Origin of the sequence: Agrococcus sp. Marseille-Q4369 (assembly GCF_018308945.1) — a bacterium.
In the GTDB taxonomy this organism is placed as follows: Bacteria; Actinomycetota; Actinomycetes; order Actinomycetales; family Microbacteriaceae; genus Agrococcus.
This window is the reverse complement of record NZ_CP070501.1, coordinates 1,019,754-1,038,281: the sequence shown is the minus strand read 5'-3', so window position 1 is coordinate 1,038,281 and position 18,528 is coordinate 1,019,754. Positions and strand designations below refer to the sequence as shown.

At 75.3% G+C, this 18,528-nt stretch carries 16 protein-coding genes and 1 pseudogene; 10 read left to right on the top strand and 7 right to left on the bottom strand.

What is annotated here, in order from left to right; translation table 11 throughout:
- Nucleotides 1-18 precede the first annotated feature (18 nt).
- Both JSQ78_RS05235 and cofC read left to right on the top strand, forming a co-directional pair.
- Nucleotides 19-2,268, top strand: coding sequence for a transglutaminase-like domain-containing protein (locus tag JSQ78_RS05235; RefSeq protein ID WP_211449951.1), 2,250 nt, complete (start codon nucleotides 19-21; stop codon nucleotides 2,266-2,268).
- A 48-nt stretch (nucleotides 2,269-2,316) separates the two neighbouring features.
- On the top strand, nucleotides 2,317-2,922 hold the full coding sequence (gene cofC / locus JSQ78_RS05230; protein ID WP_211449949.1) for a 2-phospho-L-lactate guanylyltransferase: 606 nt from the start codon (nucleotides 2,317-2,319) through the stop codon (nucleotides 2,920-2,922).
- Nucleotides 2,923-2,933: 11 nt separating this feature from the next.
- Here cofC and cofD read toward each other — a convergent pair whose 3' ends face one another.
- Genes cofD through JSQ78_RS05210 form a run of 4 tightly spaced genes read right to left on the bottom strand, consistent with a single transcriptional unit; the run spans nucleotide 2,934 to nucleotide 6,788 of the window.
- Complete coding sequence (gene cofD, locus JSQ78_RS05225) at nucleotides 2,934-3,932, bottom strand: 2-phospho-L-lactate transferase (RefSeq protein WP_211449947.1); 999 nt, start codon at nucleotides 3,930-3,932, stop codon at nucleotides 2,934-2,936.
- A complete protein-coding gene (locus JSQ78_RS05220; protein WP_211449945.1) occupies nucleotides 3,929-4,741 on the bottom strand; it encodes an ABC transporter ATP-binding protein in 813 nt (270 codons plus the stop codon). Before JSQ78_RS05220 ends, cofD begins: the two co-directional genes overlap by 4 nt.
- Nucleotides 4,738-5,844, bottom strand: a complete 1,107-nt coding sequence (locus tag JSQ78_RS05215) for an iron chelate uptake ABC transporter family permease subunit (protein WP_211449943.1) — start codon at nucleotides 5,842-5,844, stop codon at nucleotides 4,738-4,740. The genes JSQ78_RS05220 and JSQ78_RS05215 overlap by 4 nt, the downstream gene beginning before the upstream one ends.
- Nucleotides 5,841-6,788 (bottom strand): ABC transporter substrate-binding protein, encoded by a 948-nt coding sequence (locus JSQ78_RS05210; protein ID WP_211449941.1) that lies wholly within the window; start codon nucleotides 6,786-6,788, stop codon nucleotides 5,841-5,843. Before JSQ78_RS05210 ends, JSQ78_RS05215 begins: the two co-directional genes overlap by 4 nt.
- Nucleotides 6,789-7,005: 217 nt before the next feature.
- Here JSQ78_RS05210 and JSQ78_RS05205 point away from each other — a divergent pair.
- The 7 genes and pseudogenes from JSQ78_RS05205 to JSQ78_RS05175 form a co-directional block, all read left to right on the top strand.
- Nucleotides 7,006-7,635 (top strand): annotated as a pseudogene (locus JSQ78_RS05205) (nitrilase-related carbon-nitrogen hydrolase); the annotation flags it as partial.
- Nucleotides 7,636-7,727: 92 nt separating this feature from the next.
- On the top strand, nucleotides 7,728-9,038 hold the full coding sequence (locus JSQ78_RS05200) for an aspartate aminotransferase family protein (RefSeq protein ID WP_211449939.1): 1,311 nt from the start codon (nucleotides 7,728-7,730) through the stop codon (nucleotides 9,036-9,038).
- Nucleotides 9,039-9,129: 91 nt separating this feature from the next.
- Nucleotides 9,130-9,846 carry a Type 1 glutamine amidotransferase-like domain-containing protein gene (locus JSQ78_RS05195; protein WP_211449937.1) on the top strand — a complete coding sequence of 239 codons (717 nt, stop codon included), beginning with the start codon at nucleotides 9,130-9,132 and terminating at the stop codon, nucleotides 9,844-9,846.
- Complete coding sequence (locus tag JSQ78_RS05190) at nucleotides 9,843-10,625, top strand: uracil-DNA glycosylase (RefSeq protein ID WP_211449935.1); 783 nt, start codon at nucleotides 9,843-9,845, stop codon at nucleotides 10,623-10,625. Before JSQ78_RS05195 ends, JSQ78_RS05190 begins: the two co-directional genes overlap by 4 nt.
- 45 nt (nucleotides 10,626-10,670) lie before the next feature.
- Complete coding sequence (locus JSQ78_RS05185) at nucleotides 10,671-11,630, top strand: SdpI family protein (RefSeq protein ID WP_211449933.1); 960 nt, start codon at nucleotides 10,671-10,673, stop codon at nucleotides 11,628-11,630.
- A 47-nt stretch (nucleotides 11,631-11,677) separates the two neighbouring features.
- Entirely contained in the window at nucleotides 11,678-12,079 is a 402-nt protein-coding gene (locus JSQ78_RS05180; protein WP_211449931.1) for a hypothetical protein, read from the top strand.
- Nucleotides 12,076-13,524 (top strand): amidase, encoded by a 1,449-nt coding sequence (locus tag JSQ78_RS05175; protein ID WP_211449930.1) that lies wholly within the window; start codon nucleotides 12,076-12,078, stop codon nucleotides 13,522-13,524. Before JSQ78_RS05180 ends, JSQ78_RS05175 begins: the two co-directional genes overlap by 4 nt.
- A 100-nt stretch (nucleotides 13,525-13,624) precedes the next feature.
- Here the strand turns inward: JSQ78_RS05175 and JSQ78_RS05170 are convergent, their stop codons facing one another.
- Nucleotides 13,625-14,089 (bottom strand): hypothetical protein, encoded by a 465-nt coding sequence (locus tag JSQ78_RS05170; protein WP_211449928.1) that lies wholly within the window; start codon nucleotides 14,087-14,089, stop codon nucleotides 13,625-13,627.
- Between the two features lie 123 nt (nucleotides 14,090-14,212).
- On the opposite strand from JSQ78_RS05170, the gene JSQ78_RS05165 reads away from it, so the two are divergent.
- On the top strand, nucleotides 14,213-15,409 hold the full coding sequence (locus JSQ78_RS05165) for a glycosyltransferase (protein WP_211449926.1): 1,197 nt from the start codon (nucleotides 14,213-14,215) through the stop codon (nucleotides 15,407-15,409).
- Between the two features lie 87 nt (nucleotides 15,410-15,496).
- Here JSQ78_RS05165 and JSQ78_RS05160 read toward each other — a convergent pair whose 3' ends face one another.
- Nucleotides 15,497-16,291, bottom strand: coding sequence for a PspA/IM30 family protein (locus tag JSQ78_RS05160; RefSeq protein ID WP_211449924.1), 795 nt, complete (start codon nucleotides 16,289-16,291; stop codon nucleotides 15,497-15,499).
- A gap of 53 nt (nucleotides 16,292-16,344) precedes the next feature.
- Entirely contained in the window at nucleotides 16,345-18,483 is a 2,139-nt protein-coding gene (locus JSQ78_RS05155; protein ID WP_211449923.1) for a TPM domain-containing protein, read from the bottom strand.
- Nucleotides 18,484-18,528 lie beyond the last annotated feature (45 nt).

Here is an 18,528-nt window from a genome sequence, read left to right as displayed (position 1 = left end):
TCGACCGGCGGCTCCGGCGTGACCGTGGCCCGGGACGGGCCACGGCGCTGGGGTCGCGGCGGCGACCCGAAAGGGTCGCCGCCCTCGAGCTCCACCGCGCGCATCCACGCCGGGCCCGTCGAGACCACGGCGCTCGCCGTGCTGCCGATCGCCTGGCTGTGGTCGACGGGCACCGTGCTCGAGGACGACTGGCTGCTGCCCGTGCTCGGCGCCGTGCTCACGATCGCGCTCCTCGCCGCGCTCGCCCGCGCGCTCATGCCCGCGTTCGCCGCGACCGGCGTCGCCGCGCTCGTCGGCGTCGGCTGGATCACCGCGCTCTCGGCGCCCGACGAGGCGCTCCTGGGGGTGATCCCGACCCCGGAGTCGGTCGGTGTCTCGGTGACCGCGATCGGCGAGGGCGTACAGGCGATCGCGTGGGCGCTCCGCACGCCGATCGAGGTCGAGGGGGCGGTGCTCGCCGCGGTCGTCGCGGGTGCGGTCGTGCTCGCCCTCGGCGTCGACCTGCTCGGCCACGCGATGCGGCTGCCCGCGATCGCGGTGCTCTTCGCCGCCGCGCCGCTCCTGCTGCCGATCGCGTTCCGTGCCGACATCCCGTGGTGGCACGCGCTCCCGGGGGTCGCCGCGGCGGCACTCGCGCTCGCGGCCCCCGCGATCGACGAGCGCGTCGCGATCGGGCGCGGATGGGTCGCCCCCCTCGCGCTCGTCGGCGTCGCCGCGGTGCTCGCGGCGGCCGTGCCGCTCGTCGCGCCGAGCCCGCGCGACGTCGCGCTCGACCTGCCGACGCTCGAGGAGCTGCTGCGCTCGCCGACGCCCGTGCTGCAGACCGACATCGACCTCGGCGACGAGCTGCGGCGACCGGAGGCCCGGCAGGTCTTCACCTACTCGACGAGCGACGGGCTGCCGACCGTCACGCGCCTCATGACGCTCCCCGAGGCGGGGGAGGACGGGTTCCGCCAAGTGGCGCCGACTGCGGGCACTCCGCAGATCCTCGTCGAGGGCGCCGACCTCGGCGCGCCGATGCAGCTCACGGTGCGCATGAGCCCCGTGCGCGCCGAGAGCCTGCCGACGCCCGAGCGCGTCGCCGGCGCGAGCGCGCCGCGGGGCGCGCACTGGGACGACGCGAACGACGCGCTGCGCATCGAGGGCAGCGTCGACACCGACGGGCTCGAGTTCACCTCCGCCGGCACGCGCTCGCCCGAGCTCGCGAGCCTCGTCGGGGATGCCTCGACGGGGCACGACGAGCTGCTCCTCCTGCCCGAGGCGGCCGAGCCGATCCGCGAGCTGGGCGGCTCGCTCGTGACGGCCGAGATGGGCGCTGCCGACCGCATCCGCGCCGTGCACGCCTACATGACGACGGGCGTGTGGGACTACTCCGAGCAGCTCGACCTGCCCGGGTTCGCGGGCGCCTCGGGCGACGGCTGGGAAGCGCTCGAGGGCTTCCTCGAGACGCGCAGCGGCTACTGCGTGCACTACGCGAGCGCGACCGGGGCGCTGCTGCGGGGCGCCGGTGTGCCCGCGCGCGTCGTCGTCGGCTTCCTGCCGGGCGACGAGATCACCGGCGGGCGCTCCGTCACCACCAACCACATGCACGCGTGGGCCGAGGCGTGGGTCGACGGCGCCGGCTGGGTGCGCGTCGAGACGACGCCCGGCGCCGGCACGGGCCAGTCGAGCCCCGAGGGCGACGAGCAGACGCAGGAGCCGACGCCCACGCCGACCGAGACGGCCTCGCCCACCCCGACGCCGAGCGCGACGCAGAGCGCCGCCCCGACGGTCGCGCCGAGCGCCTCGCCCACGCCGACCGCGCCCGGCGCCGGCGAGCCCGGGGCGAGCGCGATCGACTGGGCGGCGCTGCGGCCGTGGCTCATCGGCGCGGCCGTGGCGCTGCTGCTCGCGCTCCCGTGGCTCGTGCGGCGAGCGCAACGCGCCGTGCGGCTGCGACGCGGGGCGCCGGGCGGCTGGCAGGAGCTGCGCGCCGCGCTCGCCGACGCCGGCACGCGGCTGCCGGCCTCGGCCACGCCGGGCGAGGTGCAAGCCGCGATCGGCGACCGCCTGGGCGACGACGCCGAGGCGCGGAGCGCCGCGGATCGCGTGCGGCTCGCGGCCGAGCGAGCCGTCTTCGACGCGGGCCCGCGCGAGCGAGGCGCGGTCGACGCCGACGTGCGGCTCGTGGAGCGGGCGCTCGCGCGCTCGCAGCCGCCGTGGCGCCGCGCGCTCACGACGGCGCTGCCGCCGAGCCTCGCGCGCGTCGTCCCGCCGATCGAGGGGTGAGACCCGCTTCGAGCGGCGGCGCATCCGCCGCGACGTAGGCTGGGCCTCGTGCAGTGGTCGATCGTCATCCCCGTGAAGGGCTCGATCGGCAAGTCGCGCCTCGCGGCGGGCGACGCGCGCGCGGCGCTCGCGGTCGCGTTCGCGCGCGACGCCATCACGGCCGCCTGCCGGAGCGCATCCGCCGACCAGGTCATCGTCGTGACGTGCGATCCCGCGGTCACGGAGGGGCTCGAGCGCGTGCGCGTCGTCGACGACCCGAGCGGCGGCCTGCTCGCGGCCATCGACGCGGGCCTCTCGACGATCGACCCCGCGGCGCCCGCTGCGGTGCTGCTCGGCGACCTGCCCGCGCTCACGCCCGACGAGCTCGACGCCGCGCTCGCGCTCGCAGAGCGGGAGCACCGGGCGTTCGTGCCCGACGCGATCGCGGTCGGCACGACGATGCTCACGGCGACGCGGGCGGATGCGCTGCGGCCGCGATTCGGACCGGGCTCGGCCGAGCGGCACCGGCAAGCGGGGCACGTCGAGCTGCCCATCGCGCCGGGCACGGGGCTGCGGCTCGACGTCGACGAGCTCGCCGACCTGCACACCGCGCTCGACGCGGGCGTCGGCCCGCACACCCGAGCGGTGCTCGCGCAGGCGTCGCTGCCGGCGTAGCGCGGGCCGGCTCAACCGGCGGACGGATGCGCGGAGCGCGCGCCGCGCACCCGCTCCGCGAGCGCGAGCGCGTCGGTCGCGACCTGCTGCGCGGGCTCGCCCGGCGTCAGCAGCAGCGGCCGCGCCTCGGCGACGATCCCCAGCTCCGCGAGCGCGCCGATCGAGCCGGCGTCCTCCTCCGCGAGCAGCCAGCCGTCGAGCAGGCCACCCGCCCGACGCGCGCCGTAGTGCGCGGCGACCGCAGCCGCATCCGCCTCGACCCCGATCACCTGCAGGCACGTCGCCGCCATGCCGCGGAGCGCCTTGCCCGCGATGATCGGCGCGACGCCGACGACGGGCGCCGCCGCCGTCTCGAGCGCGTCGCGCACGCCGGGGATGCCGAGGATCGTGCCGATCGAGACGACGGGGTTCGACGGCGCGATGAGCAGCACGTCGGCGGCCGCGATCGCGTCGCGCGCGGCGTGCGAGATGCGCGAGCGCTCGAGCCCGTGCTGCACGAAGCGGCGCGCGGGCAGCTCGGCGCGCGTGCGCACCCACCACTCCTCGAAGTGGATGACGCCCTCGTCGGTCACGACGTGCGTCGGCACCTCGTCGTCCGTGACGGGCAGCAGGCGCGCGCCGAGCTCCCAGCGCGCCGAGAGCCGCGCGGTCGCCTCGGTGAGGCTCGCGCCCTCGCGCAGCATCGCCGTGCGGGCGAGGTGCGTGCCGAGGTCGAGGTCGCCGAGCGTGAACCACGGCCACCCGACGCCGTAGGCGGCGAGCTCGGCGGCGACGCGCTCGCTCTCGCCCGCGCGGCCCCAGCCGCGCTCGGTGTCGCCGACGCCCGCGAGCGCGTACATGAGCGAGTCGAGGTCGGGGCAGACCTTGACGCCCGCGAGCCACAGGTCGTCGCCGACGTTCGTGACGACGCGGATGTCGGCGGGATCGCCGTGCAGCGCGCGCGCCGCCTCGCGCAGCCCGAGCGCGAAGCGGGCGCCGCCGACGCCTCCGGCGAGCACGGTGATCCTCATGAGGCCATCCTCCGGTAGCGGATCGCGACGCCGCCAGGCTGCTCGTCGATCTCGGCGTCGACGCCGTAGACAGCGCGGATGCGCTCGGGCGTGAGCACGTCGGACGGCGTGCCGCTCGCGACGACCCTGCCTCGATCGACGAGCACGACGCGGTCGGCGTGGGTCGCGGCGAGCGCGAGGTCGTGCACGGTCATGACGACGGGGCGGTCGGCCGCGAGCCGGCGCACGAGCTCGAGCAGCTCGAGCTGCCACGCGACGTCGAGGTGGTTCGTCGGCTCGTCGAGCAGCAGCAGGCCCGGCTCGTCGCCGGACTGCTGCGCGAGCGCGCGCGCGAGGTGCACGCGCTGCAACTCGCCGCCTGAGAGCTCGGCGAGCGGGCGCTCGGCGAGCGCCGTCGCGCCCGCGGCGTCGAGCGCGGCGTCGACGTGCCGGTCGTCGCCGAGCGAGAAGCCGAGCATGCGGTGGTGCGGGGTGCGGCCGAGCCGCACCGCCTCGCGCGCGGTCAGCTGCGGGGCGCCGTCCGCGAGCTGCTCGACGAGCGCGACGCTGCGCGCCCGCTCGCGCGCCGGCATCGCGTCGAGCCGCTCGCCGCCGAGCAGCACGCGGCCGCGGCGCTCGGCCCGCTCGGGGACGACGCCCGCGATCGCGCGCAGCATCGTCGACTTGCCGGCGCCGTTCGGGCCGACGAGCGCCGTGAGCCGCCCCGCGGGCGCGCTCCACGACGCGTCGTCGACGAGCGCGCGCCCCCGCACCCGCACCGAGAGCGCCTCGACCTCGAGACCGTCGACCGCAAGCCCCGCGCCGCTCACGTGCGCACCCGCCCCGAGAGCATGAGCGCCGCGAACACCGGCGCCCCGATGAGCGCCGTGACGATGCCGACCGGCAGCTCGCGCGGGTCGAACGCCGCCCGGGCGACCGTGTCGCTCAAGAGCAGCACGAGCGCGCCCGCGAGCGCCGAGAGCGGCAGCAGCCTCGCGTGCCCCGCGCCGACCGCGAGCCGCACCGCGTGCGGCACGACGAGCCCGACGAAGCCGATCGCGCCGGAGACCGACACGAGCACGCCCGTCACGAGCGCGCACGCGATGAGCAGCGCCCACCGGACGCGCCGCGCGTCGACGCCGAGGGCCCCGGCCGCCGCGTCGCCGAGCGCGAGCGCGTCGAGCAGCCGGCCGGTCGGCAGCAGCGCGAGCGCGAGCCCCGCGCCGACGAGCGCGACGGTCGCGGTCGGCCACGTGATGGCGGCGAGCGAGCCGAGCAGCCACGCGAGGATCTCGCGGTAGGCGTCGCCGTCGGCGCCCCAGAAGATGACGAGGCTCACGAGCGCGCTCGCGGCGGATGCGACCACGACGCCCGCGAGCACGGTGCGCGTCGGGGTGGCGCCGCCCGCCGCGGCGGCGAGCCCGAGCGTCGCGAGCAGCGCCGCGAGCGCGCCGACGAACGCGGCGACCGGCAGCAGCACGCCGAGCCCGGCGATGAGCACGAGCACCGCGCCGACCGACGCGCCGGAGGAGACGCCGAGCACGTAGGGGTCGGCGAGCGGGTTGCGCACGAGCGACTGCATGATCGCGCCGACGACCGCGAGCCCCGCTCCGACCGCGCACGCCGCGAGCGCCCGGGGGAGCCGGAGGTCGACGACGATCGCGTCGTCGACGGTGCCGAGCGGCGACTCGCCGATGCCGAGCCGCGCGAGGATCGCGCCGAGCGCCTCGAGCGCGCCGATGCCGGCGGGGCCGGCGCTCGCGGCGACCGCGATCGCGACGACGAGCAGCCCGCTGAGCGCGAGCGCGAGCGGCAGCACCGGGTTACGACGGCGGCGCGGCCCGCGGGTCAGGTGTGCGGCGATCGGCGCGTCGGCGCCCGCCGTGGCAGCCGATGCACGCACATCTGCGGCCGGCTGCTCGGTGCGCGTCATCCGAGCCCCAGCTCCCGCACCTCGCGCGCGACGAGGGCCACCGCATCCACCGTCCCGACGCCCGCCTCCGCCATCGGGAACGGCACGACGACGAAGCGCTCCTCCCGCACCGCCTCGAGCGCTGCGGTCGCGGGGTTCGCGCGCAGCCGCTCGACCTTCGACGCGGCCGTGTGCCACGGGGCGTCGACGAGCACGATGACGTCGGGGTCGCTCGCCGCGACCGCCTCCCACGAGAGCGTCGCCCAGCCGTCGTCGAGCTCGCTCGCGACGTTGCCGAGGCCCGCGGTCTCGAGCACGAGCTGCGGGGCGCCCGAACCGCCGCCGACGTAGGGCGCGTCCTCGCCGGACGAGTACCAGAGCGCGGTCGGCGCACCCTCGAGCGGCTCGATCGCCGCGAGCGCCGCGCGCTGCTCATCGACGAGCTCGCCGCCGGCCTCGGGCACGCCGAGCATCGCGGCCGCGCCGCCGAGCTCGGCGAAGAGCCCCTCCCAGTCGAGCCGCGGCACGTCGGTCGACCAGCACGCTGCGGGGGAGACCCACGTCGTCACGCCGAGCTCGTGCAGGTGCGCGCGGTCGCCGATCGCCTCGGGCGCGAACGCCGACTCCCAGCCCGCGACGATCGCGTCGGGCTCGAGCGCGAGCACCGCCTCGCGCGAGGGCATGCCGTCGATCGTCGGCGCGTCGGCGCCCTCGAGCGGCCCGTCGAGGAACGCGGTCGCGACGAGCGCGTCGCCGAGCCCGAGCGCGACGACGAGCTCGGCAGCGGTCGACTTCACCGCGACGATGCGCTCCGCGGGCGCCGGAAGCGGGAAGACCTCGGCGTCGCAGTTCGGGGTCGCGGCCCTGGCCTCGAGCGTCGCTTCGGGCTCAGCGGGGGACGCGGCGCAACCGGCGAGCAGCAGGGCGGCGACGATCGTCGAGACGAGAGCGGGGCGGCGGGACACTTCAGGCTCCTCGGGCAGGCTGGCGCGAACGGTGTGCATGGGTCCGCGCGCGGAGGTGATGCCCGGCGCTTGACCACTGTAGCCCCGCCCAGCAGACTCAGGGCACCGTCGCTCGGCGCCGCCGCGACCCAAGGGTCGCGAGGCTCCGAGCGGGCGTCAGCGTCGACGCCCGGCTGCGGATGCGCTGCCGTCGGCACTGAGGAGAGTCGAGGGAACCATGACCACGGTGCGCGCAGCGATCACCCAGACCACCTGGACCGGTGACAAGGCATCCATGCTCGATCGCCACGAGGCCTTCATGCGCGAGGCCGCCGAGCAGGGCGCGCAGGTCGTCTGCTTCCAGGAGCTCTTCTAGGGCCCCTACTTCGGCATCACGCAGGACGAGCGGTACTACGCCTACGCCGAGCCGGCCGACGGCCCGATCGTACAGCGCTTCGCGAGGCTCGCGAAGGAGCTCGGCATGGTCGCGATCCTGCCGATCTACGAGGAGGAGCAGGCGGGCGTCTACTACAACTCCGCGGTCGTCGTCGACGCCGACGGCTCCATCCTCGGCACGTACCGCAAGCACCACCTGCCGCACCTCGACCGCTTCTGGGAGAAGTTCTACTTCCGCCCCGGCAACCTCGGCTACCCGGTGTTCGACACCGCCGTCGGCAAGGTCGGCGTCTACATCTGCTACGACCGCCACTTCCCCGAGGGCTGGCGCGAGCTCGGGCTCGCGGGCGCCCACATGGTGTTCAACCCGAATGCGACGAAGCCCGGCCTCTCGAACCGGCTGTGGGAGATCGAGGGCCCGGCCGCGGCGGTCGCGAACGGCTACTTCGTGCTGCAGCCCAATCGCGTCGGCCGCTCCGCCGCGTGCCCCCCCGGCCCGAGCCTGAGCCGCCCGGGCAGGCAGGCTACGGTGAAGAGACCCCCGAGCGCCCCGAGGAGGCCCCCATGCCAGCACCCCAGTTCGACCCCGCCGACGGCGCCCGCGCCCGCGAGCTCGACCCGCTCATCCTGCACTCGTGGTCGAAGCACGGCTCGACCAACCCCTTCACCGTCGCGCGCGGCGAGGGCGTGCGGCTGTGGGACTACGACGGCCGCGAGTACCTCGACTTCTCGAGCCAGCTCGTCAACACCAACATCGGTCACTCGCACCCGAAGGTCGTCGAGGCCATCCAGCGGCAGGCGGCGCAGCTCGCGACCGTCGCGCCCGCCACGACGAACCTCGTCCGCGGTGAGGCGGCCGAGCGCATCCTCTCGAAGATCGATGACATGGCCGCCGTCTTCTTCACGAACGGCGGGGCGGATGCGGTCGAGAACGCGATCCGGATGGCTCGCATCCACACGGGGCGGGTCAAGGTCGTCTCGCACTACCGCTCGTACCACGGCAACACCGGCGCCGCCGTGAACGCGACGGGGGATGCGCGCCGCATCGGCAACGAGTTCGCGACCGGCCACGTGCACGTCTTCGGGCCGTTCCTCTACCGCTCGGAGTTCTGGGCGGAGACCGAGGAGCAGGAGTCGGAGCGCGCCCTGCAGCACATGCGGCGCGTCATCGAGGCCGAGGGGCCGTCGACGATCGCGGCGATCATGGTCGAGGGGCTCCCCGGCACCGCCGGCATCCTCGTGCCGCCGCCGGGCTACCTCCAGGGGCTGCGGGAGCTCGCCGACGAGCACGGCATCGTGCTCATCCTCGACGAGGTGATGGCGGGGTTCGGCCGCACGGGGCACTGGTTCGCGCACCAGCACGACGGCGTGCGCCCCGACCTGGTGACCTTCGCGAAGGGCGTGAACTCCGGCTACGTGCCGGTCGGCGGCGTCATCATCAGCGACCGCGTGCTCGAGACGTTCAAGCAGCGCGCGATCCCCGGCGGGCTCACGTATGCGGGCCACCCGCTCGCGGCGGCCTCGATCGTCGCGACGATCGACGCCATGACGGAGGAGGGCATCGTCGAGCACGCCGCCCACCTCGGCGCCGACATCCTCGGTCCCGGGCTCCGCGAGCTCGCCGAGCGGCACGAGATCATCGGCGAGGCGCGCGGTCGCGGCTGCTTCTGGGCCCTCGACCTCGTGACCGATCGCGGCTCGCGCGAGCCGGTCGACGCATCCGTCGTCGCGAGCCTCAAGTCGTCGCTGCTCGAGCGCGGCTACGTGCCGTTCACGACCGACAACCGCATCCACGTCGTGCCGCCGCTCGTCATGGGCGACGACGACGCGCGCCGCGGCCTCGAGATCCTCGACGACGCCTTCTCGGCGCTCTGAGGCATCTTCAACCGGATAGCCGGGAGGGCGCGACGCATATGTCCTCGCCCCACCGGCTGTCCGGTTGAAGACGATGGGGGAGGATGGGGGCATGAGCATCCATCTGCTGGGCGGCGGCTGGGCCGACGACGAGTCGGCCTGGACCGGCCGCTTCGTCGCCGAGGCCCGCGAGCGCGCCGAGGTACCGCCCGTCATCGCGTGCGTGCTGTGGGCGGAGGACGCCGAGGAGGGCGAGCGCTGGCACGGCGACTACCGCGACGACCTCACGAAGCTCGGCGCGGGCGAGGTGCGCATCGTGCAGCTCGGCCCCGACCGCGAGCTGCGCCCGACCGATCTCGGCAGCGCCGACGGCATCTTCGTCGGCGGCGGGCTCACGCCCGGCTACCACCGCGCGATCATGCCGGCAGCCGACACGATCCGCGGCCTCGTCGCCTCGGGGCTCCCCTACGCGGGCTACTCGGCGGGCGCGATGATCGCGGGCGACGTCGCGCTGCTCGGCGGCTGGCGCATCGGCGGCGTGCCCGTCTGCCCCGAGGCGAGCAGCGAGCAGCTCGACGAGGTCACGCTCGACGCGGGCCTCGGCCTCGTCGACCTCGTCGTCGACGTGCACGCGGCGCAGTACGGCAACCTCTCGCGCGCCGTCGCGATCGTGCACGCGGGCCTCGCCGACCGGGTGGTCGCGATCGACGAGTGCACGTCGCTCGTCGTCGGCGCGGGGGGACTCGTCGTCGCGGGCGAGGGGAGCGTGTGGGCGGCCGAGCGCGAGGTCGACACCGAGCGCGTCTCGGTGGCCGTGCTCGGGGCATGACGGAGGCGCTCGACGAGCTCGTCGACGCGGGCCGGCTCGATGGAGCATGGGCGGATGCGCTCCGCCCGGTCGAGCACGTCGTGCGCGACCTGGGCGAGCGGTTGCGCGCCGAGGTCGCCCAGGGGCGGCCGTACCTCCCGCCGGGCGACGCGGTGCTGCGCGCCTTCCGACGGCCGCTCGACGACGTGCGGGTGCTCGTCGTGGGGCAGGACCCGTACCCGACGCCCGGCCACTCGATCGGGCTCGCGTTCGCCGTCGAGCGGCACGTGCGGCCGCTGCCGCGATCGCTCGTGAACATCTACCGCGAGCTGCACGACGACTTGGGGCTCGAGCCGGTGCCGCACGGCGACCTCTCGGCATGGGCCGATCAGGGCGTGCTGCTGCTCAACCGCGTGCTCACGGTGCAGGCGGGGGTCACCGACTCGCACCGGGGCTGGGGATGGGAGCGCGTGACGGAGGCAGCGATCCGCGCGCTCGTCGCGCGCCAGCGGCCCGACGGCTCGCGCGCGCCGCTCGTGGCCATCCTGTGGGGCAACAAGGCGCAGTCGCTCGCGCCGCTGCTCGAGGGCGTGCCGACGATCGTCTCGGCGCACCCCTCGCCGCTCAGCGCACGTCGCGGGTTCTTCGGCTCGCGCCCGTTCTCGCGTGCGAACGAGGCGCTCGTCGCGCAGGGCGCGCCGCCGATCGACTGGCGCATCCCCGACGGGGCCTGGGCCGGGGAAGCCCTGAGCCGAGGAATTCCGCAACATCGTTGCGGAACCCGCGGCCCGCGCTCCTGACCTCCGCGCGCCGCCGACGCGCGCCTCCGCCAGGATGGGACGACCATGTCGCCCCGCCTCCGCATCTGGCTCGCCGCGCTCGTGCTCGCGCTGCCGCCGCTCGCGATCGCCTCGACGTGGCTCTCGCTCGCGCCGCAGCTGCCGGAGGTCATCGCGACCCACTGGTCGGGCGCCGACGTCGCCGACGGCTTCTCGGCCACGATCCCGACGGCGACCTGGCTGCTCGTCGCGACGAGCGCGATGCTCGTCGTCGCCCTCGTGCTCGCCGCCGTGACGATCGACGGTCGGCTGCGCGCGATGCTGCTCTCGTGCCTCGCCGCGGTGAGCGGCATGCTCGCGGGCGCGTTCATCGCCTCGGTCGGCGCGACGCTGCAGGCGGGCAGCGCCGAGGACGCGGTGCTCGGCGCGTGGCTGCTCGTGCTCCTCGCGCCCCTCGCGCTGCTGCTCGTGCCGTGGTTCGTCCATCCCCGCGAGGAGGATGTCTGGGCCGGCCCTGCTGAGCGCATGCCGCTGCTCCTGAGCGACGCGACCGAGTGGCGTGGCGAGCTCGGCTCGGCCGTCTTCGCGTGGCTCGGTGTCGGCGTGCTCGTGCTCGGGGCGGTCATCGCGCTCGTCGCGCCCGAGACCGGGGCGGTCGCGCTGCGCGTGCTGCTCGGCGTCGTCATGGCGGCTGCCGGGCTCGTGCTGCTCGCCATGGCGCGCATCCGGGTGACGATCGACGGCGATGCCCTCCGCGTCCGTGGGGCGCTCCTGCCGGTGCCGCTGCGCACGATCGCGACCGACCGCATCCGCGCCGTCGACGCCGCCGTCATCGAGCCGATGCACTGGGGCGGATGGGGCTACCGCGGCCTGCCGGGGCAGGTCGCGATCGTGCTGCGCTCGGGGCCGGGCATCGTCGTGACGACTCGCGACGGCAGCCGCTTCGCCGTCACCGTCGACGGGGCCGAGGAGGGCGCCGCGGTGCTCGCCGGCATCGTCGAGCGCTCGCGGCAGCCGCGCCCGTGATCGGCGCGCCGGAGCCCGTGTCAGCGACGGGTGCCACGATGGGAGCCGTGAACGACTTCGAGGCCTGGCGCGACGCCCGGCAGCGCGCCGACGCGGCAGCGGCGGCGGCTGCAGCGGCGAGCGACGCGCACGCGACGGTGACCGATCTCGGCCCCGGCTTCTGGATGGTGACGGTCTCGGGCGCGACGCGCGGCTTCATCACCCAGATCGAGGTGAAGCGCGAGCTGCGGTTCGAGGCGCGGCTGCGGCACATCAACCCCGGCCAGGGCACGCGCATCGGCGAGTACTGGGAGCTCGAGCGGGCGATCTCGGCGATCCTGGAGGAGCCGCCGCACGTCGTCGGCCGCGATCCCTTCCGCGAGCTGACGAACTACGCCACCCGCGACCAGATGCGCGAGCGCACCGAGCGGAAGCGCCTCCAGCGACGAGCGAACCGGTACTTCGGGTGAGCGCGATCCACGAGCTCGGAGCGCTCGAGCTCTGGCGCCTGCTGCACGCGCGCGAGCTGAGCGCCGTCGAGGTCGCGAGCCACTTCCTCGACCGCGTCGAGCGGCTCGACGAGGCGAACGCGTTCGTGCACGTCGACCCGGAGCTCGCCCTCCGCCGCGCGCGCGAGGTCGACGACGCCGACGACCGCACCGGGATCATCCACGGCCTGCCGTTCGCCGACAAGGCGCTCTCGCTGCGCGAGGGACAGCCCGCCGACATGGGCAGCCGATGGCTCGAGGGCACGGTCGCCGAGGCGACCGACCCGCTGCCGCGGGTGCTCGATGCGGGCGGCGGCGTCGTGCTCGGCCGCACCGCGTCACCCGAGTTCGGCTTCGCCGGCTACACCCGCTCCGCCCTGCACGGATCCACGACGCTGCCCGGCCGACCCGACCTGCACGCGGGCGGCTCCTCGGGCGGCGCCGCGGCTGCGGTCGCGCAGGGCCTGCTGCCGTTCGCGCCCGGCTCCGACGGCGGCGGCTCGATCCGCATCCCCGCCGCGACGTGCGGGCTCGTCGGGCTCAAGCCCACGCGCGGCCGCATCCCCGCGCAGGGCGGCGTCGGGCAGGTCGGCGGGCTCGCGACCGCCGGCGCGATCGCGCGCTCGGTCATCGACGTCGCGCTCCTCACCGACGCGCTCATCGGCCGCGTCAACGGCGTCGCGCCGCACGAGCTCGTGCTCCGCTCGCCCGAGCGCGACGACGGCTCGCTCCTCGCGGCGGCGATGCGCGGCGAGGGCCGCTACCGCATCGCCGTCATGACGGGCGGCACGCCCTGGGACTCGAGCGACGACATCCGCATCGCCGCCGAGGCCACCGCGGCGGTCGACGAGACGGTCGCGCTGCTCGAGCGGCTCGGGCACGAGGTCGGCGAGGTGGCGCTGCCGGATGCGTCGGGCTACCCCGAGGCGTTCACCGACCTGTGGCGAGGCGGTGCGGCGACGATCCCCATCCCCGTCGAGGAGCGCGACCGGCTCGAGCCCCTCGCGCGCTGGATCATCGAGTCGAGCGACGCGCTCACCGCGGGCGGGCTCGCGAGGGCGCAGCTGTGGGCGACGGACTTCGAGCGGCGCGTGCTCGCGGCCTTCGCGCCGTGGGATGCGGTGCTCACGCCCGTGACGGCGCTCACGCCCCGGCCGCTCGACTGGTACCCGATCGACGACGGCGAGGCCGACTTCCGCCACCAGGTGCTGCACACGCCGCACACCTCGTTCGTCAACCTCACCGGCCTGCCCGCGATCGCGCTGCCGGTGCACCGGACGGCGCCGTCTGAGGATGGCGAGGGCTTGCCCATGGGGGTGCAGCTCATCGGCCGGCCGGGGGAGGAGGCGACGCTCCTCGCGATCGGCCGCCAGCTCGAGCGCCGCGTGCCGTGGGAGCAGCGCGTCGTCGACCGCATGCGCCCCTGACCCCGCCGCCCCCGTTCGTCGAGTAGGCGCCCCCCACCGTTGATCGAGTAGCGCGCGCAGCGCGCGTATCGAGATCGTCTCGATACGGCGCCTTCGGCGCCTACTCGACGAGCGGGCGAGGCCGCGCGCTCCGCTTCGGCAGATACCCGCCCCGCTCGAGCCCAGCCTCGATCTCCCACTTGTTCGTCAGCCCGTCGAGGCCCGCGGCGAAGTACATCGGGATGAACCACAGCCCGTAGCGCTCCCACTGCCGGCGGTGCACGTCCTCGTGCGCGAGGATGTCCGGGCTCGTCGCGCTCCGCGTGAGGAACGTCGCGCCCACCGTCGTGCCGCCGCGGCCGAACGCCCAGGGCGGCAGCCCCGAGATGACGGTGAGCTCGCCCACCTGCCGCTCCTCGCCGCCGAGCATCCGCCCCCAGAGGCGCGCCGCCTCGGTCGCGAGGCGGTGGCCCGCCGCGGCGACGGGCCTCGCGGTGACCGCGCGGAAGGCGGGACCGGCGAGCGAGCGGCCGAGCGCGCCGACGCGGGCGCCGGCCGCGGCGAGCGGGGAGCGATGGACGGCCATGCGGCCGACGATAGCGCGCCGATACGCTGAGCCCATGACCCGCGTCTCGCCCAGCACGGCCTCCCCGAGCCGTCGCGGCGGCAGGCGGGGCGGCGCGTCGAGGCCGACGCCGTGAGGATCGCGATGGTGTCGATGCACACGTCGCCCGCCGACCGCCCCGGCAAGGGCGACGCGGGCGGCATGAACGTCGTCGTGCTCGAGAGCGCGCTCGCCCTCGCGGCGCACGGCCACGACGTCGACCTCTTCACGCGCTCCCCGGGCGCCGAGCACGCCGAGACGATCGCGCCGCGCGTGACGCTCCGCGCCCTCGACACCGGCGGCGGCATCGTCCGCAAGCACGACCTGCCGAACCTCGCGGATGCGTTCGGCGAGCAGCTCGAGCGCGCGGCGCTCACCGCAAGCGTGCGCTACGACGTCATCCACGCGCACTACTGGCTCTCGGGCCTCGCGGCGCTGCCCGTCTCGCTCTCGCTCGGCATGCCGATCGTGCAGACCTTCCACACGCTCGCGGCGGAGAAGAACCGCCGTGTCGCCGAGGGCGACCGGCCCGAGCCCGAGCGGCGGCTCCTCACCGAGCGCTACCTCGCCGGCCAGGTCGACGCGATCGCGGCCGTCTCGCGCGCCGAGGTCGACGTGCTGTGCGACGGGGTCGGCGCGAGCGCCGAGCGGGTGTGGCTCGTGCCGCCCGCGGTCGACGCGCAGCGGTTCCAGCCCGGCCCGATCCCCGCGCGGCTCGAGCTGCGCGCGCGGCTCGGCGTGCTGCCCGAGCAGGGGCTCATCGCGGTCGTCGGCCGCGTGCAGCCGCTCAAGGGGCAGGACCTCGCCGTGCGCATGCTCGAGCACCTGCCCGACGCGGTGCTCGTCATCGCGGGCGACGCGGTGCCGGGCGACGAGCGCTACCTCGAATCGCTCCACGACATCGCGCGGGAGGCGGGGGTCGAGGGCCGCGTGCGCCACATCGGCAGCCTCGAGCGCGACGCGCTCGCGCAGCTGCTCGACGCCGCCGACGTCGTCGTCGTGCCGAGCCACACCGAGTCGTTCGGCCTCGTGCCGCTCGAGGCGGCCGCGTGCGGCACGCCGGTCGTCGCCGCGCGCGTCGGCGGGCTGTGCGAGTCGGTCATCGACGGCGAGACCGGCGTGCTGATCGACAGCCGCGACCCCGAGGAGTGGGCGGATGCGGTCGACGCGATCCTGGGCGACACCGAGCTCGCGCTCGAGCTCGGCCTCGCCGGTCGCCGGGCCGCGACCCGCCGCGACTGGGAGGACGTCGCGCTCGAGCTCGAGACGGTCTACCGCGCAGCCGTCCGCGCGCGCGCCTGACGCGACCCGACGCATCCGCTCGCCCGCCTGCAGACGAAGAAGAGGGGCGGGCCGCAGCCCACCCCTCTCACGCCCGAAGGTCGCGACTCAGCGGTCGACGACCTCGGCCTCGACGTGGTCGCCCTCGCTCTGCGTCGAGCCGGCACCGGCGCCGAGCTGGCCCTGGTTCGCCGAGCCGCCGTGCTTGAGCGCGGCGAGGCGCGCCTCGATCTCGGTCTGGCGGCCGACGTCCTCGAGCGCCTCGAACTGCGCGTCGAGCGTCGAGGCGGCGAGCTCCTGCTGGCCCATCACCTTCGCCTCCTCGCGGCGGATCTTCTCCTCGAAGCGGCCGATCTCGCTCGTGGGGTCGAGGATGTCGATCGACTTGACGGCGTCGTGCACCTGCGACTGCGCCTCGGCGACCTTCGCGCGCGCGATGAGCTCGGAGCGCTTCGACTTCAGCTGGTCGAGCTTCTGCTTCATCGTGTCGAGGCCGGTCTTGAGCTTGTCGACGACCTGGTTCTGCGACTGGATCGACGGCTCGGCGGCGCGCGCCTCCTGCTCCGACTGCATCTGCTTGCCGAGCGCGACCTTCGCGAGGTTGTCGAACTTCTCGGCGTCGGGCTTGCCCTCGGCGCGCAGCTGGTCGGCGCGCTGCGAGGCGGCGAGCGCCTTGCGGCCCCAGTCCTCGGCGGCGCGCACGTCCTCCTGGTAGTCCTGCTCCTGCAGGCGCAGGTTGCCGATCGTCTGCGCGATGGCGGCCTCCGCCTCGGCGATCGAGTTGGTGTAGTCGCGCACCATCTGGTCGAGCATCTTCTGCGGGTCCTCGGCCTGGTCGAGGATCGCGTTGATGTTGGCCTTCGCGAGCTGCGCGATGCGGCCGAGGATGGACTGCTTGGACATGGGGTTCCTTCCTGCACTGCCGCCGAGGCGGCCTCTGATCGATTGTCGTCTGGTCATGCTCTGCAAGTGATGAGTGGATGCGTCGGCTCGCGAGCGCGGGGAGCCCGCGCGGGTGCCGGCTCAGTCCCCGAAGCCGCCTCCGCCGCCGCCGAAGCCGCCGCCTCCGCCCGAAAGCCGCCGAAGCCGCCGCCAGAAGGCCCCGCCGCCACCGCCGAAGCCGCCGCCCCGCCGGAGAAGAGGTCGCCGAGGCCGCCGCCCCCGCCGCCGTCGCCGCCGCCCCAGCCGCCGCCGTGGTGGTTCGAGCCGTTCAGCATGTCGCCGAGGATGTAGCCGAGCAGGCCGCCCGTGAGCATGTCCTGCCCGCGACCGCCGCCGCCGCGGTAGTAGGGGTTCTGCGCCATGCCGCCCCACCCGCCGACGTCGCCCGACGCATCCTGCATCGCCTGCTCGGCGTGCTGCGACGCTGCCTGCGCGTACTGCATCGCCGTCGCCGGGTCCTGCTGGGCGAGCCGCAGCGCTTGCGCGAGCTCCTGCTGGGCGGTCGCGAGCAGCTGGCGGGCGTGCATGCCGACGCCGAGGCGGCGCGTGCGGATGTAGTCCTCGGCACGGTCGATGTTCGCGCGGGCAGAGCCGATCCAGCGGTCGAGGCTCGCGCGCTGGCGCTCGAGCTGCACGCCGCCCTCGCGCAGCTGCGCGGTCGCCTCGTCGAGGCGCTGGTTCGCGCGCTGCAGGTTCGCGAGCACCGCGAGGGTGTCGGTCGGGCGGCGCTGCGCGAGCTCCACCTGCTGCTCGACGTGCTGGATGAGCGGGCGGAGGTCGACACGATCGGTGCTGCGGAGCGTCTTCGCGGCGGCGATGTCGCCGATCGAGTCCTCGACGAGGCCGCGCAGCTGCTGTGCCGAATTGCCGAGATCCTGCTCGGCGCGCTCGACGGCCGCCAGCAGCCCCGAGGACTGCGCGAGGGCGGCCTCGGCCGCGTGCACCGCGAGCGCAGCGGCTGCGCCGTCGCCGCGGGCGACCGCCTCGCGGCCCGCCGCGATCGACTGGTCGATGTTCGGCAGCTGCCGCTCGGCGCCCGCGATGTTCTCGCGCACGGGATCGATCGACGAGCCGGAATGCACATCGTCGAGCCGGTCGAGGATCGCGCGCGCGTTCGCGATGCGGCCGTCGAGCGACTGCCGCGACTGCGCGACCGCCTCGAGCACCTGCGGGGCGTTGCGCTCGAGGTCGCGCAGCTGCTCGAACGAGCCGGCGTGGCTCGCGAGCTCCGTGCCCGCGCCCTCGGCGATCTGCAGGATGCGGCTCGACCAGTCGTGCCGCTCCTGATCGGTGTCGGGGAAGGCGTCGTCGAGCTGCTGCTGCAGCGCGAATGCCTCCTGCAGCCCGCCCTTCGCCTTCTCGAGCGCCTCGCGGTACGGCCGCACCGCATCCTCGCCGAACTGCGCGCCCGCGAAGGCGAGCTCCTGCTCGCTCTGCTGCACGGTGTCGTCGAGCTGCACGAGCGCGATGTCGGCGCGCTGCTTGAGCTCGTCGAGGCTCAGCTGCTGCTGCTGCTTCGCGGCGATCTCGCCCTGCTTCTTGCGGCGCGAGCGCATGCCGCGCGAGACGAGCCACGCGCCGCCGCCGATGACCGCGGCACCGCCGACGAGCGCGACGACGGGCAGCACGGCCGAGCCGTCGACGTTGACCTGCGTGCCGCCGCCGTCGCCGGAGGAGGGGTCGTACTGCGCGACCGCGGTGCCGAAGCCCATCGCGGCGCCGGCGACGTCGCCGTTGTCGAGTGCGGGCAGCAGGTTCGACTGCGCCAGCTGGTTCACCTCGGCCTCCGAGAGCGGGTAGCCGTCAGGGTAGGCGTAGCCCCACTGCTGGTCGTCCATCGCGATGGCGATGAGCAGGTCGTCCTGGCCGAGGCTCGAGGCCTCCGCCGCCTGCACCGACCAGTCGCCGCGCTCGATGCCGTCGAAGGAGTCGACGACCACGACGTAGACGTCGGCGGTGGAGGATGCGTTCTCCTCCTCGAGGTGCGCCGTCACCTCCGCGTCGTCGCCCGCGTAGTCGCCGGTCGTGTCGACGAAGGGATCGCCGCCGACGTCGACGGGGTCCTCGGTGAGGAGCGCGCCGGCGGAGAGCCCCAGCGACGTCGCCGCCCCGAGGGCGACCACGGCGAACGGGCGAACGAACCGGACCTGCATCTGCGCTCCCTCTGACGGCACTCCTGCGATGCCGACGTTTCCGGA